Genomic DNA, 14,552 nt, shown 5'->3' on the forward strand with positions numbered 1-14,552 from the left:
AATTAACGAGCAAGCAGACCATCAAATGCCAATTGAGACTCACGCAAAATGCGTTCTTCATCCAGCGTCAGACATTCGCCATGTTTCACCACTTGTTTTCCATCCACCCATACGTGCTCAACATCTTTGGCAGAAGCCGAGTAGATCGTATGTGAGATCAGGTCTGTATGTGGATAGAAATGTGCCTGTTCAATGTCCAAGGCGATAAAGTCAGCCTTCATGCCGACCTTGAGTGCTCCGGTATTGTTCAAGAAGATAGATTTGGCACCGTATGACGTTCCGAGTAATAACGCTTCGCCTGCTGGCACTGCCGTCGGGTCACCGGATACACCTTTGTGGATCAATGCAGCCAGTCTCATTTCCTCGAACATATCCAGGTTGTTGTTGCTTGCCGGTCCGTCTGTTCCGAGTGACACGGTAACTCCTGCTTTCAGCAACGCAGGTACCCGCGCAACACCGGAAGCGAGTTTCAGGTTACTTCCCGGGTTATGGGATACAGCCACATCATGTCGGGCCAAAATTTCAATCTCTTCGTCATTCAGATGCACCGCATGTGCAACCAGGGATGGACGGGAGAAAAAGCCCAGTTTCTCCAGATGTGCCACAGGACGCAGTCCATAATCAGCCACGTTCTGCTCCACTTCACGAAGCGTTTCCGACATATGTGTATGAAGGGGAAGGTTTAGGTCGTTCGCGACCTGTACAAGCTTCTCTATGTAGTCAGGAGGGCATGTATATGGTGCATGTGGCGAGATTACGGTTGTAATGCGACCATCTGCCTGTCCATTCCACTCACGTGCAAACGCAGCCGACTCCTCCAGCTTCCGCAATTGTTCTTCTTCCGAGCACAGCCCGATTACACCACGTGCCAGTGCTGCTCTAACGCCGGATTGCTCCACAACTTTGGCAACTTGATCCATGTGATCGTACATGTCCAGGAAAGCTGTAGTTCCGCCTTTCAACATTTCAAGCACTGATAGCGAAGTTCCCCAATATACGTCTTCTGAAGTCATTTTCGCTTCCATTGGCCACATTTTTTCCTGCAACCATACTTGCAACGCAAGATCATCTCCGTGCCCTCTGAGCAACGACATTGCTGCATGACCATGCGTATTGATCAGACCCGGCAGGAAGAACAGTCCTTTTCCATCTACTTTGGTACTATTTTTGTCTCCATCCGGCAATGTCTCACCAATATGCACAATCTTGTCATCCTCAACAACCATGTATCCTTGAACCACGTTCCATGTTGTGCCGCCTTCATTAACGGCAAATTTGCCGTTGTGAATTACCCATCTATTTGTTGTCATCTTCCTCGTCGTCCTTTCCAGTCTCCAAGTAATAGGCCAAACTAAGCAGATCCGTTGTAAAGTCAGCATGGTGAATGCGGATATGCGGCGGTGTTTTTAGAATTGTTGGTGCAAAATTAAGGATCGCTTCGATTCCGGATTCAATAAGCTGATCGGCTACATTTTGGGCTTCCGTATCCGGAACCGTGATAATTCCGATGCGAATGTTTTCCGTTTTAACCGCTTCCGTCAATTCATCCATTGGTTTTACCGTCAAACTGTTGATTTGACTACCAATCTTCGGTCCGTATGCATCGAATACAGCAACAATCTTCATGTTGTCTTTCAGATACGCGTTATAGTTGGACAAGGCCTGTCCGAGGTTACCCGCGCCTACCAGAGCCACATTAATTTGCTGATCGATTTTGAGAATGTGACGAATTTTCTCGATCAAATAGGATACATCATACCCGATCCCTTTACGACCAAAATCACCGAAGTAAGCCAGGTCTTTACGAATTTGGGCCGGATTCAGATCCAGCCTCTGTCCAAGCTCTTGAGAAGAAACAGTAGCCACCTCACGCTGATGCAACTCGTTTAAATAGCGCAAGTATACAGGCAGACGTCGTACCACCGCTTCCGAAATTTTATCCGATTTCATTCTTGCTCCCCCTTACCAAGGCCACGATAAAATAATAGATGAAAAGATGAGTATTCTGTATAAACTCAAAGATAAACGTGACATTTTATACAGAATGCTCCTTGTAATTTAGGTTATAAGTTCTTACGTGCAACTGCTTTAATCGGATACGGAAATATCTAATAAAGTTTAACGCCAAACGATAGTGTCATGCAATGATATAACGACCAAAACAACTATTATTCTTGTTCATTAGCTGGTTTTTCCAACCATTCGGTAATTCGTGGAACCATCTGCTCCGTAAGCATATGCTCCATTTTGGGACCAGGTAATGAATATAAAAAGAATTTACCATAATACGCTTCAATCACCCGTGTATCATAAACAATGACAATTCCTCTGTCCTTTGCTGTACGCACCAATCGGCCAAATCCCTGCTTGAAACGAATGACCGCTTGTGGCACGGACAGTTTCATGAACGGATTTTTCTTCTGTTCCTGAAGCAACTCACTCTTGGCTTCCACCAACGGATGATTCGGTGGCTGGAAAGGCAGTCTCACAATAGCGAGACAAGTTAGCGCCTCTCCCGGGATATCTACACCCTCCCAGAAGCTGCTTGTGCCAAGAAGTACCGTAGCTTTGGCATCTTGGAACCTGCGAGTCAATTTGGAACGACTTCCACTATCAACGCCTTGACCAAGCAACGAGATGTCGTTACCAGACAGAGCTTCTTTCAGCGGATCATAGACCTGTCTCAACATCTTGTATGAAGTAAACAGAACCATCATGCGTCCACGCGTGGCAATTGCGGTCTCTGCCAGTGATTGCACCAGCATATTGACAAAGTGCGCATCACCCACACTGCCCTTCACACTTGGGAAATCACGCGGAATCACCAGAAGTGCCTGATCACGATAGTTGAAAGGTGATGGCAACATCGACGTTAATAGCCGATTGTTTTCGGCGGCTTCCTGCAAGCCAAGCTGTTCAATCATGAACTGGAATGACTTATCCACGGAGAGCGTAGCGGATGTAAGAACAACACTTTTCTTTTTGTCAAAAAACAAATCCTTAAGTTGTGCACTCACATCTACAGGTACGGCATACAGCTGGAGAGATTTGCTGCGGAACTGTCCGCTGGCTTCCATCCAGTACACCGTTTTGGCGTCATCCATACGCATGAAGAAACGTAAATTTTCCTTCAATGTGGTCAGATCTTTCAGTAATCCTGTAATATCCGTGATCAGACTATCCGATTGATAATCATCCTGATCTTCTTTCACCTCAAGCAGCAATTTGTCCCCTTTGCGAACCAAATCGCCCAGAGTCACATAGATCTGGTTCTCCAGATCCTGCAACTCCTGCCATTTTGCAGGTTTCTGAGATGCTTTCAGACGCAGTGAAAATTGCCCCGTCTCTCCCGGTGAAGCATCACTTCGTTCAGGCAACAGACCAAACAAAGCATCGCTCATACGATCCCACAGCTCCTTAACTTCAAGAGCGAGCGGGAACATCTGATCCACCATGGAGCCCCATTGCACCGAATTTTCATGCCCGGATAACTGCGAACGAAGCATAGGCAGCTGTCCATTACGACTGTCTTTAAACAGGCGGGTCAGTGTATGAACCAACGTGAAATATTTCATATGCATTCCAAGATGTTTACCAGCGACATCCTCCAGATGATGGGCCTCATCGATCACAAGACTCTCATAGGCTGGCAGCAGCTGATGCGCAGCTTTCACATCCGTAAACAATTTGGAGTGATTGGTGATTACGATATCAGACAACCCAGCCTCATGTTTGGCACGATGGTAGAAACATTTGCGGAACCATGGACATGATCTTCCCAGACAAGACTCAGATTCGCTCTGTACCGTCTCCCAGAAGTCCCCTCCGCGTCCGCTAAGGTTAAGTTCCTCATCATCTCCGGTTTCGGTCTGCGTAAGCCAGACAATCATCTGAGCAGCTGTGAAATAATCCTCTTTGGGTGTGGCGAATTCACGTTTATTGATTTTGTGTTCAAATTTGCGCAGGCACAGGTAATGTCCACGTCCTTTGAAAACAGCAGCCTTAAACGGGAACGGAACCACTTGGGTCAGCATCGGAATGTCCCGCTCTCTCAATTGCTCCTGCAGATTGATCGTATGCGTGCTGACCATAACTTTCTGTTCTTGCTTTACACTTTCGTAAATAGCAGGCAACAGATACCCTAGAGATTTACCGGTACCCGTTCCAGCTTCGATCAAGAGATGTTTCTCTTCATCCAGGGCTTGCCTTACACTGCTGAACATCTGAGTCTGCGCTTCACGCTCTTCGTAATGATCCAGTGTATCCTTCAGGTTCTCCCGAACCTGGTCCATAAACTGTTCGAAGCTTACACCATCGAGGGGGTTAGCCTCCCGCTCATCGCGTGGTGCACCAATATCGGTCCAATCACTTACATTAAGAGCAAGCTGACGATAATAGGTATGTCCGTCCAGATCCTGAATCGGCTCTGCTTCCTTCTCACTGCGCATTCCGTCCAAGAACCAGCCCAAGTCACTGTCTTCTGGTGCAAACAGGTCACTGAGGCGCTGAATCGTTATGAGCGGTAATTCCTTTAACTCATCCAGACACTTGAGCAGCACATAGGCTGTCGCCAGTGCATCACTGTCTGCCTGGTGAGGGCGATCATGTTGAAATCCAAATTCGGAAGACACATAACCGAGTTGATAAGAACCCAGTGATGGGAATGTAATCTTCAGAAAATCAATCGTGTCCAGAATGCGGCCAGTGAACGGCAAATAACCGCAACGGTCGAGAGCATTCTGCAAAAAGTGAAAATCAAAAGCGACGTTGTGTCCAACAAGCACCACATCATTAAGCAGCGGAACCATCTCCATCATCATCTCTTCGAGTGAAGGAGCGTCCGCTACATCTTCATCGGTAATACCCGTCAACCCCGAAATAAACGGGGGAATCGGTACACCAGGGTTCACATAAGAACTATATATTTGAGTTATGCTGTAGTCATGATCTATGATGGCAAGTCCGGCCTGTATAATCTCACCGTCGGACTGCGTGCCGGTTGTTTCGAAATCCAATACGGCAAATTTCATTGCAATGTACGGTCCCTTCCATTCCAGTCTATGTTACAGCATAGCAAAAAAAAGGGGATTTGAAAATTAACTGACAAAAAAGCGGTGTCCCCGCCGCTATGCCAAAGGAGGGAACACCGTTTTTTGTCGCCGAATTCCCGCTTAATGAAGGGTCGTCAGCTGATTAGCATATTGCAATTTTCCCCTGTTCAACCTGCAAGCTTCCATGTTGTACAGTGGTTCGGTCAATGTCGGGTCATACTGAAGGGCCTGTGCAAAGAGTGAACATGCAGCTTCGGGATTCGCAAGCTTGGCTTGAATACAGCCCAGGGCGTTACACACAAGCCCTTTTAAGCGAGGTGAACCCTGAAGGTACATGATTTGCTGCAAATGTGTCCCGGCTTCCGCCATTTGTTCCAGATTCAGATACGCGAGCGCCAGATAAAAACGAGTTAATGCACTCTCCGGATGGTCGGTCACAACCCGGGAGAACTGCATGATCGCCTGCGGATACATCTGTAATTTGAAATAACCCTGACCTCGACTGAAACATTCCAGATGGAGTTCAGGCAGCGCAGTAACAGCTTCCTGTTCCGGTTCAAGGGAAGCAGGCTTATCCATCTCCCGCTCCCTCACCTGGCTCATCTTTTCTTCAAACATCAGCCATTCATCCAGCATTCCGTCACTCATCCGCTTAAGCAAGTTCCACTTTTGCAGCAATTCCTGTTTGTTCAGGCCTTCAGCGGAAGGATAGCTCTTGATAATTTCATCTAACATGTCGTTCATTTCTGCGAAAACATGCTGGAACATCGATGCATCCCCACCCTTGAAAAAATGGATTAGTGCAGTGACCTGTACTCATTTTTTGCTTCAAGGGCCGATTTCATTCTCCTTACCAGTCGATTACATAATTGTTGCGTGGACTTCCTGTTTCATCGTTTGTACAGGTTTATTCTGTCCATCTACAAATACAACGGTTGGTTTGTGAGTATTTGCCTCTTCTTGCGACATCATGGCGTAAGAAATGATAATGACGTTATCTCCAGGCTGCACCAGACGTGCAGCTGCGCCGTTAAGACATATGACCCCGCTTCCGCGCGGTCCTGGAATCACATAAGTTTCCAGACGTGCACCATTGTTGTTGTTCACAATTTGCACTTTTTCGTTTTCCATCAAGTCGGATGTTTCCATCAAATCTTCATCTATGGTAATGCTACCCACATAGTTCAAATTGGCTTCCGTTACCGTAGCCCGGTGAATTTTGGATTTCATCAGTGTTCTAAACATGGGACAGTACCTCCGATTTTTGCAACCTTATATTGTCAATCAATCTTGTTTTTCCGAATTTCACCGCAAGTGCAATGAGCAGATCGTCACGGCCTTGAACTTCTTCCTGATCTGTGAGCGGCTCTAGACTTGGAAAAGCCTGAATCTCGGCGTAGTCGATAACGGCAAGCGGTGAGGTTGCAATCTGCTCGTGCAGAATACGACGGATGTCTGCGGCTGTAGTAGCTACACCTGTATCTGCGGCTTCCTGAGCTGCACGTAGTGCCTTCGATAGAACCAAGGCCTGTGTGCGCTGTTCTGGGTTAAGGTAGACGTTACGTGAACTGAGGGCAAGCCCATCCTCTTCGCGAACAATCGGACAGGGTACAATTTCTACAGGCATATTCAAATCATTCACCATCTGTTGAATGACCGCAACCTGCTGAGCGTCTTTCATTCCAAAAAATGCACGCTGTGGCTGTACGATGTTAAACAGTTTGGAGACTACGGTCGTTACCCCGTCAAAATGCCCCGGACGGGAAGCGCCACATAAGCGCTCCGTCAGTTTTGAGACAGATACCGTCGTTTGCGTTGCCTGTGGATACATCTCTTCAACAGAGGGAATAAATACGATATCCACTCCTTGTGAGCGTGCTGTTTCCACATCTCTGGCTTCATCCCGCGGATAGCTGTCAAAATCTTCATTAGGGCCAAATTGAATCGGATTAACAAATATGCTTAATACCACGATATCGCTCTGTTGTCTGGCTGCCTGCATCAAGCTTGCATGACCTTGATGAAGATAACCCATTGTTGGTACAAGACCTACAACAGACGCACTGGACCGAATCGCTTGACGCTTCAAGCTTAGTTCCTGTCTTAACTCTGCGATTGTCCGTAATACTTTCATGAGTTACTCCCCACCTTTTCCTTGCGTTGTCCGCCGTACAGTTGATCCAGAACACCATCCGCCACATTGAATACATGCTCTTCGGCCGGGAATGAACGATCTTTCACTTCTTTCACGTAAGCTTCGATGCTGGTTCTGATTAATGTACCCACATCTCCATAGGTTTTGACAAATCGTTTGGGCGTATACGGAGAGGCATATTGAACCACATCGTGGAATACCAGTACCTGACCATCACAGCCTCGTCCTGCTCCAATTCCGATGGTAGGGATGGACAGTTCCTCCGAGATCGCCCGTGCAACTTCTTCCGTAACCAGTTCAAGCACAATGCCAAACGCACCTGCAGCTTCCAAGGCTTTGGCTTCGTCCATCAGACGTTTCGCATCCGCTGCATCCTTGCCCTGAATGCGGTAACCACCAATCTGATTAACCGATTGAGGTGTCAGTCCGATATGTCCAAGAACAGGCACGCCTGCTTGCACGACTGCTCTGACGGTGTCCGCTATCTCGACTCCGCCTTCCATTTTAACCGCATGGGCATGCCCCTCTTGCATCAGTCGACGGACACCTTTAAGCGTCTCATCCACGCTGCCATGATAGGTCATAAAAGGCATATCAGCCACAATAAATGTCTTCTCAGCACCGCGCACTACGGAACGTGTGTGGTATACCATGTCGTCGATGGTCACCGGAAGCGTCGAATTATAACCCAGTACTACATTGCCGAGTGAATCACCAACCAGGATTAGATCGATACCTGCTTCCTCTGCGAGGAGCGCTGTTGGATAATCGTAAGCCGTGATCATGGTAAGCGGCACGCCATCCTGCTTATATTTTTTCATTTTCACAATATTCAACGCTTGTCTGTTCGCCATTTTTTTCATGGCTCCTTTCTTCTTTTCAAATAAACGCAACAAAAAAACCTTTTAGTTTTCCACTAAAAAGTCCCGAAAAGTCAAAAAAGAGTCACTTGCGATCGTCCCTTCTGTCTCGGTCCTCTTCGGCTCAGAGCAGAATCCAACAACTCACTTAAACGTATTTCATTCTTGCACTGCGGTCTGCTTGTATAAAACACATCAAAGCAGAACAAAGGTTACTGTTACGGGAGTGCAATTCGGTCTGCATTAGCCGATATCGCCTCACGAACACAGTATACCAAAGTTCTGCTCAAACTTCACGTCTTATGTTCATTTTACCAGTGAAAATTCGACAAATTGTTTATGATTTCCAGGAAATCTCACCAGAGATGATTAGTGTAAGTTCTCCATCATGCTTCTCCACGATAAGTGCTCCAGAAGGGTCAAGACCGATTGCCTTCCCTTCAATGACACCATGAGGGTTAGTCACTGTAATCTCTCGATTCATCGATACGGACAGGGCCTCCCATAGGGCTGAGATCACGCCGAATCCTTCTTTTTGATACAAAAAATACAACTGTTCAAGCTCCGTCAAAATGGCAGCCGTTAGTTTGGTACGATCAACGGATTGACCCGTCTCCATCTTGAGCGAAGTAGCGATTGTGGTCAGATCTTCCGGATAATCCTCGGGATCAAAGTTCACGTCAACGCCTATACCTGCGATACAGTATCTGACTTCATGATCTTCCACTGTAGATTCAAGCAATATGCCACATACCTTGCGTCCGTCAATCAACACATCATTTGGCCATTTGATGCCTGCATCAGCTCCTGAACAAGCTCGAACGGCACGACATACAGCCACTCCTGTTAATAAAGTTAGCTGCGGCGTATGCTGAAGTGGTAGATCAGGGCGTAACAGGACACTCATCCAGATTCCTTTACCAGGAGGAGAGAACCACTGTCGACCGAAACGTCCTCTTCCTCCTGTTTGCTCTTCCGCAATGACCACAGCACCTTCTGCCTGCCCTTGCTCAGCTAGCTTGAGAACATCCCCTTGCGTAGACAGGGTCGAGGTTAACAAAACAGCCTTACGGCCAAATACGGTTGTATCCAGAGCCAATTGGAGGCCAGTAGCGTCAATGCTATCCGGCTTCGTTACCAGACGGTATCCTTTGCGGGATACAGCTTCAAACTCATAACCCATGTCTCGCAACTTGTTCACATGTTTCCACACAGCGGTCCGACTGATGGACAGATTACGGCTGATCTCTTCACCCGATACGAATCGTCCTTCTGCATTTAATAACATATGTAACAGATCTTCATGTTTGGTCATCTTGAACCACCCGCTTCACTTCTGCACTTAGTGCTTCATGCTGATTCGCTATCGTTCCAATCGCTGTTTCTCGTAACAAATGTTTCATCAGTTGACCCAGCCAAGGCCCGCCTTTGCGCTGCACCATTTGTAACACTTGTTCCCCTGTGATATCCAGCTCTTTCAAGTCATGCACAGGAATCGATTGACTCCATTCGGCTGCAAGCTCTTGAACCAAAACAACCTGCATTTCTGCCAGTTCGGACTGATTCCGCCATCCTGCTGGCAGTGTAGACTGTATTCGAAGCCAATCATCCGCAGCCTGAACGCCACAAGCCAGAACCGTAACGATCCAATCGGAACGGAGACTGACCGTATCCTTCGGCTCCTGCACGGAATTATGAATCAACTGTTCCACCTGAAGGACACCTGTTATACGAGAACGATGTTCATTGGAGAATGTCCACTGACGTAATAATACATCTGCTTCATCCTTGCTATAACCGCCAGCAATCAGGATGAGTGACCAACGAAGCAACACATGCTGACCTGACAATTGTTCCAAATTGGATAACAACATCTTGTTAAATCGGGTCGAGCTTACCGGCGCTTTGATATGCGCAAGGGAATCACTTCTGTATAACAGCTCCAACCCTCTTAAAGGATGCGGTCCAGACATCATTTTTACCATCTCGGTACGTACCCGTTCCATTGCTATATGTTGAAGCAGGTCTTTCTTCCTTGCAAGACCCTTCCACGTGTTATGGGCAATTTTGAAATCAAATACGGAAGCAAACCGGACACAGCGGAGCATCCGCAGTGCATCTTCACCAAATCGTTCCATCGCAGAACCCACACATCTGACTCGCTCTTCCTTGATATCTGCCTGTCCACCGAATGGGTCAACGATTGTCCCAGTGACGTCCATAGCAAGAGCGTTCATCGTGAAGTCGCGCCGCTGTAAGTCTTCCTTGATATCCTGAACAAATTGAACCGCAGCAGGTCTGCGGTTATCCTGATATTCGGATTCTGTTCGAAACGTGGTCACTTCAAAGTAATAACCGCCTGAACGAACGGTCACCGTACCGTGTTGCAAACCTGTAGGAATACAATCGTCAAACAGTTCCATGACTTGCTCAGGAGAAGCAGATGTCGTGATATCCATATCGTCCACAACACGTTCCAGCAATTCGTCACGAACGCAACCACCTACCCAATATGCCTTGTAGCCATGTTTGTTTAATGTTGTGAGTACATTCTCACTTTGCATTGCCATTTCACGATCTACCTGTGTCCATTGAACCACCACATATCACCTCTTCTCTTGCCTGTTGTGGTATGCACAGTATGATTTCGTCTAAGAAATGATTAACCGCAAACCGGCTTCAGATTCGGAACTTCCCTTCCCAACACCCGGTAATATATCTGTTCATATTCATGCCGAATAGCATCATTGCAAAAGTCGTGATGCGCGCGCTGAAGACATGCTTCCCTGAACTCAGCAGCCAAACGATCGTCCGTCAATAAACGGATGGTGTTCTCGGCCATGGATTGTGTATCCCCGATCGCGGATAAATACCCCGTCTTACCATGTAAGACCAGTTCCGGAATTCCTCCGGCCTGTGAACCGATCGTGGGTACGCCACAAGCCATTGCTTCGAGCGCCACAAGTCCGAAACTTTCCTTCTCCGATGGAAGCATCAACACGTCCGCCATGGAGATGACCTGAGCAATGTCATCCTGTTTGCCAAGGAAATGAACTTTATCATTCAACCCAAGATCATTAATTTTCCATTGCATCTTCGGCAAATCAGGTCCTTCACCAACAAATAACAGTTTGGCAGGAACCTGCTCCTGTACCTGACGGAAGACCTCTACCACATCCTGAGTTCTTTTCACCGGTCGGAAATTGGAGATGTGCATTAATATTTTTTCGTCGGGCGCAGCAAAATCTCTTCGCAAACTGGCAGCATCACGCGGATAATATATTCGTTTGTCAATAAAATTATAGGTCAGATCGATTGGACGCTGAATATCCAGCAGTTCGACCGTTTCCCGAATCAAATCTTTTGATACGGCAGTAACCGCGTCACTTTCATTAATGGCTAGACGGATCAGATCCTTCAGAGATTCATCCTGAGCCAGAACCGTAATATCCGTTCCGTGTAACGTGGTAACCACTTTAAGGCCGTCCCCTACCATTTGTTTCGCAAGAAAGGCACATACTGCGTGTGGCACGGCATAATGAACATGCAGCAGATCCAGCTGCTGTGACTTAGCCACCTGAGCCATCTTTGTTGCCAGGGACAGGTCATACGGAGGGTAACGGAAAACATAATAATCATTTACTTCAACTTCGTGATAAAAAATATTCTTCTGGAACGTACCCAGTCTGAACGGGATACTGTTGGCAATAAAATGAACCTGATGCCCCTGTTCGGCAAGTAATTTGCCCAGCTCCGTTGCGACAACGCCAGACCCGCCGAGGGACGGATAACAGGTGATGCCGATTTTTAGCTTTTTATCCATCCTGTGGACGCTCCTTTGATCTCCCGCTTCATGCAGGTTGATATAATACAATGGAATAATGAAACCCTTCGTTTCATTAGACGTAAAATGTGAAATCGCTTATTGGGCACCCGAGCCAAATTGATGAACCACGTAAGGCGTAATTGTAGCAAAACCTTCTGCAAACGGGATGAGACTGCGTTGTCCGAGCAAGGAATCACGGGCTCTTACACGTTCAATATACCCTTGATTCAATGGCGTCGAGACCGCTCCGTCTCCCAGTTCGAATTGGGAACGATAAGAGAGCAATGATGTTTCTTTTTGCTCATAGTGTTCCGTAATATCAACAATCAAATCCGTAGGACCGATGTCATTAATAAAGTAAAAATAAAATTCCTTCACCTGCACGGCAGGCATGTCCGGCATGTAGTTGCGAAGCTTGGCGTTAAATACAGCCTCCTGCACAAGCTTACTGCAATTGACATGATCCGGATGACGATCTTCCCAATACGGAGCAAACACCATCCGAGGGGCATGACGCCGTATCTCAGCCGTCACCGCCTGTACATGTTCAGGCGTAAGATATAAGCCACGATCAGGAAGCCCCAGATTCGTTCGACACGAAAGACCGAGGACGCGGGAGGCTTGCTCCGCTTCCTCGGTTCTGCGCTCTACTGTTCCGTTGGAAGACATCTCAGCACGAGTCAGATCACACACGCCTACTTTTAAGCCGGCAGCGGTATGTTTGGCAATCGTTCCACCCATACCAATCTCCGCATCGTCTGCATGTGCTCCAAAGATGAGAATATCCAGACTCATTCGGAATCACCCGAATTCAATCCAGCCTCCGGCTTGTACTTATGTACCAGCTCTCTCCAGGCAAAATCGCCACGATCCAGAGCCTTGACCAGAATCTCAGCGGTTGCGATATTGGTGGCAAGTGGGATTCCCTGCACATCACAAAGACGTAGCAACGCATTAATATCCGGCTCGTGAGGTTGTGCCATCAGTGGATCGCGTAAGAAAATAATCAGATCCATCTCATTTTGCGCAACCAAAGCTCCGATCTGCTGATCTCCGCCCAATGGGCCTGATTCGAATCGATGAATCTTCAGCGACGTTCCTTCCATAATACGAAGGCCTGTTGTTCCTGTAGAATATAATTGATGGTCCGTAAAAACAGGCTCATATGCCGTCACGAAGTTAACCATCTCTTCTTTTTTACGATCATGGGCGATAAATGCTATTTTCAACATGACAATCTCCTTTAGTCGATAAAGTGGTCAAATCCGTAGATCATTCCTGTATACTCCATAACCTTTTGCACACCAATCTTAACACCAGGCATATAACCTGCGCGTTCGTAGGAGTCATGCCGAATTTTGAGTGACTGTCCATAGTCTCCGAAAACAACTTCCTGCTGCGCGAATACGCCAGGCAATCGGACACTGTGAATTCGGAAGCCATTGTAATACCCGCCTCGTGCTCCTTCAATCGTTTCTTCCTCATTTGGATTACCTTGACGAAGTTCTTCACGATTGGCAGCAATCAGTTCCGCTGTTTTGATCGCAGTTCCGGAAGGAGCATCCAGCTTCTGATCTCCGTGATATTCGATAATCTCCACATTTGGCATATGTTTGGCAGCCTGTGCTGCGAATCGCATCATCAAAATGGCACCAATCGAGAAGTTAGGGGCAATAAGCCCTCCAATTCCTTTGTCCTGGCACTGCTTGTCCAACTGTTCGATCTGCTCCGGCGTGAAGCCGGTAACACCCATGACAGGTCTGACTCCATGACGGATCGCGATCTCAGTATGTGCAAACGCAAATTGTGGTACTGTAAAATCAACCATAACCTGAGGTTTTGTTTCGGCAAAAGCCATTTCGATATCATCAGTCACCAGCACACCACACTCTGGCAAACCAACAAGGGTTCCTGCATCCGTGCCTGCTCCGGAGCGGTTGACAGCCGCTGCAAGCTCCAATTCCGGGTCCTGAAGTACCAATTTCACAACTTCACGGCCCATACGGCCAGCCGCTCCGATCACGGCAACTCTGATTACTTCACTCATATTGACTGCATCTCCTCGCTATGTTGGGATCATATCGTTGAATCCATTTCTACTCAAAAGAAATCTTTGCAAAATGAATTCTTATTGAATGGATTTCATACGTTGCTTGATTTCCTGTAACATCTGATGCAGTTGCCCATTCTGTGGGTCCAGCAAAATTGCCTCACGCAGCGCCTGAATTGCATAGTTAAATTCATTCAAATCACTGTAAGCCAGCGCAAGCATAACATGAGCTTCCACTGAGAGCGGATCAAGTTTGACCGCTTCTTGCAGAAGCGTAGACGCTTCCACATAGCGCTCCTGTGTTGCAATACCCGCCTGCTCCAACAGCAACTTCGCTCTGGAGGTCAATTCTTTTGCTTCCAACGTCTGCAGATGCAAAATATACTCTTCTGTTCCTGGCGACAATTCAACCGACTTGCGCGCATATTCAAGTGCCGGAACCAGATGTTTGCTGCGGGCGTGTGTAATGGAACAGCGATAATATAACTCCGCATGTTTTGGATGAGCATGAATGGCTGATTCGAACCAACGAATGGCCTGCTCAAAATCATTTTGCAATATACAGCGGTAAGCCTGCTGCATATATTCTTCCGGTTTCATCATTAAGCTG

14 protein-coding genes are annotated in these 14,552 nt (G+C 47.2%); all 14 read right to left on the reverse strand.

All coding sequences use genetic code 11. From position 1 onward, the window contains the following. Nucleotides 1-2 precede the first annotated feature (2 nt). The 14 genes from BS614_RS22345 to BS614_RS22410 all read right to left on the reverse strand — a co-directional run bounded on the left by BS614_RS22345 (nucleotide 3) and on the right by BS614_RS22410 (nucleotide 14,545). Nucleotides 3-1,310, reverse strand: coding sequence for an amidohydrolase (locus BS614_RS22345; protein WP_074095620.1), 1,308 nt, complete (start codon nucleotides 1,308-1,310; stop codon nucleotides 3-5). After that, nucleotides 1,297-1,950, reverse strand: a complete 654-nt coding sequence (locus tag BS614_RS22350; protein WP_036671997.1) for a redox-sensing transcriptional repressor Rex — start codon at nucleotides 1,948-1,950, stop codon at nucleotides 1,297-1,299. Before BS614_RS22350 ends, BS614_RS22345 begins: the two co-directional genes overlap by 14 nt. Before the next feature lie 218 nt (nucleotides 1,951-2,168). After that, the gene (gene dinG, locus BS614_RS22355; RefSeq protein ID WP_074095621.1) at nucleotides 2,169-5,030 is read right to left on the reverse strand and encodes an ATP-dependent DNA helicase DinG; all 2,862 of its coding nucleotides are present in this window, start codon (nucleotides 5,028-5,030) and stop codon (nucleotides 2,169-2,171) included. 141 nt (nucleotides 5,031-5,171) lie between these two features. Beyond that, nucleotides 5,172-5,819: a tetratricopeptide repeat protein gene (locus BS614_RS22360; protein ID WP_017687743.1), complete on the reverse strand. Its 648-nt coding sequence runs from the start codon at nucleotides 5,817-5,819 to the stop codon at nucleotides 5,172-5,174. 93 nt (nucleotides 5,820-5,912) lie between these two features. Beyond that, nucleotides 5,913-6,296, reverse strand: a complete 384-nt coding sequence (gene panD / locus BS614_RS22365) for an aspartate 1-decarboxylase (protein ID WP_017687742.1) — start codon at nucleotides 6,294-6,296, stop codon at nucleotides 5,913-5,915. Continuing rightward, nucleotides 6,289-7,185: a pantoate--beta-alanine ligase gene (gene panC, locus BS614_RS22370; protein ID WP_074095622.1), complete on the reverse strand. Its 897-nt coding sequence runs from the start codon at nucleotides 7,183-7,185 to the stop codon at nucleotides 6,289-6,291. The genes panD and panC overlap by 8 nt, the downstream gene beginning before the upstream one ends. Then, nucleotides 7,182-8,060, reverse strand: coding sequence for a 3-methyl-2-oxobutanoate hydroxymethyltransferase (gene panB / locus BS614_RS22375; RefSeq protein ID WP_074096957.1), 879 nt, complete (start codon nucleotides 8,058-8,060; stop codon nucleotides 7,182-7,184). Before panB ends, panC begins: the two co-directional genes overlap by 4 nt. Before the next feature lie 343 nt (nucleotides 8,061-8,403). Continuing rightward, entirely contained in the window at nucleotides 8,404-9,381 is a 978-nt protein-coding gene (locus tag BS614_RS22380; protein ID WP_074095623.1) for a biotin--[acetyl-CoA-carboxylase] ligase, read from the reverse strand. Beyond that, nucleotides 9,368-10,666 (reverse strand): CCA tRNA nucleotidyltransferase, encoded by a 1,299-nt coding sequence (locus BS614_RS22385; RefSeq protein ID WP_244898181.1) that lies wholly within the window; start codon nucleotides 10,664-10,666, stop codon nucleotides 9,368-9,370. The genes BS614_RS22380 and BS614_RS22385 overlap by 14 nt, the downstream gene beginning before the upstream one ends. A gap of 62 nt (nucleotides 10,667-10,728) precedes the next feature. Next, on the reverse strand, nucleotides 10,729-11,889 hold the full coding sequence (bshA, locus tag BS614_RS22390) for an N-acetyl-alpha-D-glucosaminyl L-malate synthase BshA (RefSeq protein WP_074095624.1): 1,161 nt from the start codon (nucleotides 11,887-11,889) through the stop codon (nucleotides 10,729-10,731). Nucleotides 11,890-11,988: 99 nt separating this feature from the next. Beyond that, complete coding sequence (bshB1, locus tag BS614_RS22395) at nucleotides 11,989-12,687, reverse strand: bacillithiol biosynthesis deacetylase BshB1 (protein ID WP_074095625.1); 699 nt, start codon at nucleotides 12,685-12,687, stop codon at nucleotides 11,989-11,991. After that, on the reverse strand, nucleotides 12,684-13,124 hold the full coding sequence (gene mgsA, locus BS614_RS22400; RefSeq protein ID WP_017687735.1) for a methylglyoxal synthase: 441 nt from the start codon (nucleotides 13,122-13,124) through the stop codon (nucleotides 12,684-12,686). Before mgsA ends, bshB1 begins: the two co-directional genes overlap by 4 nt. A gap of 11 nt (nucleotides 13,125-13,135) precedes the next feature. Beyond that, entirely contained in the window at nucleotides 13,136-13,939 is an 804-nt protein-coding gene (gene dapB / locus BS614_RS22405; RefSeq protein WP_074095626.1) for a 4-hydroxy-tetrahydrodipicolinate reductase, read from the reverse strand. A gap of 81 nt (nucleotides 13,940-14,020) precedes the next feature. Next, complete coding sequence (locus BS614_RS22410) at nucleotides 14,021-14,545, reverse strand: tetratricopeptide repeat protein (RefSeq protein ID WP_084174687.1); 525 nt, start codon at nucleotides 14,543-14,545, stop codon at nucleotides 14,021-14,023. Nucleotides 14,546-14,552 lie beyond the last annotated feature (7 nt).

It is taken from the genome of Paenibacillus xylanexedens (assembly GCF_001908275.1).
Lineage (GTDB): Bacteria > Bacillota > Bacilli > Paenibacillales > Paenibacillaceae > Paenibacillus > Paenibacillus xylanexedens_A.

Bases quoted from the DNA above. Each gene is read 5' to 3' on its own strand.
- BS614_RS22345 (WP_074095620.1), bottom strand. From the start codon at position 1,310: ATGACAACAAATAGATGGGTAATTCACAACGGCAAATTTGCCGTTAAT.
- BS614_RS22350 (WP_036671997.1), bottom strand. From the start codon at position 1,950: ATGAAATCGGATAAAATTTCGGAAGCGGTGGTACGACGTCTGCCTGTA.
- dinG (WP_074095621.1), bottom strand. From the start codon at position 5,030: ATGAAATTTGCCGTATTGGATTTCGAAACAACCGGCACGCAGTCCGAC.
- BS614_RS22360 (WP_017687743.1), bottom strand. From the start codon at position 5,819: ATGTTCCAGCATGTTTTCGCAGAAATGAACGACATGTTAGATGAAATT.
- panD (WP_017687742.1), bottom strand. From the start codon at position 6,296: ATGTTTAGAACACTGATGAAATCCAAAATTCACCGGGCTACGGTAACG.
- panC (WP_074095622.1), bottom strand. From the start codon at position 7,185: ATGAAAGTATTACGGACAATCGCAGAGTTAAGACAGGAACTAAGCTTG.
- panB (WP_074096957.1), bottom strand. From the start codon at position 8,060: ATGGCGAACAGACAAGCGTTGAATATTGTGAAAATGAAAAAATATAAG.
- BS614_RS22380 (WP_074095623.1), bottom strand. From the start codon at position 9,381: ATGACCAAACATGAAGATCTGTTACATATGTTATTAAATGCAGAAGGA.
- bshA (WP_074095624.1), bottom strand. From the start codon at position 11,889: ATGGATAAAAAGCTAAAAATCGGCATCACCTGTTATCCGTCCCTCGGC.
- bshB1 (WP_074095625.1), bottom strand. From the start codon at position 12,687: ATGAGTCTGGATATTCTCATCTTTGGAGCACATGCAGACGATGCGGAG.
- mgsA (WP_017687735.1), bottom strand. From the start codon at position 13,124: ATGTTGAAAATAGCATTTATCGCCCATGATCGTAAAAAAGAAGAGATG.
- dapB (WP_074095626.1), bottom strand. From the start codon at position 13,939: ATGAGTGAAGTAATCAGAGTTGCCGTGATCGGAGCGGCTGGCCGTATG.
- BS614_RS22410 (WP_084174687.1), bottom strand. From the start codon at position 14,545: ATGATGAAACCGGAAGAATATATGCAGCAGGCTTACCGCTGTATATTG.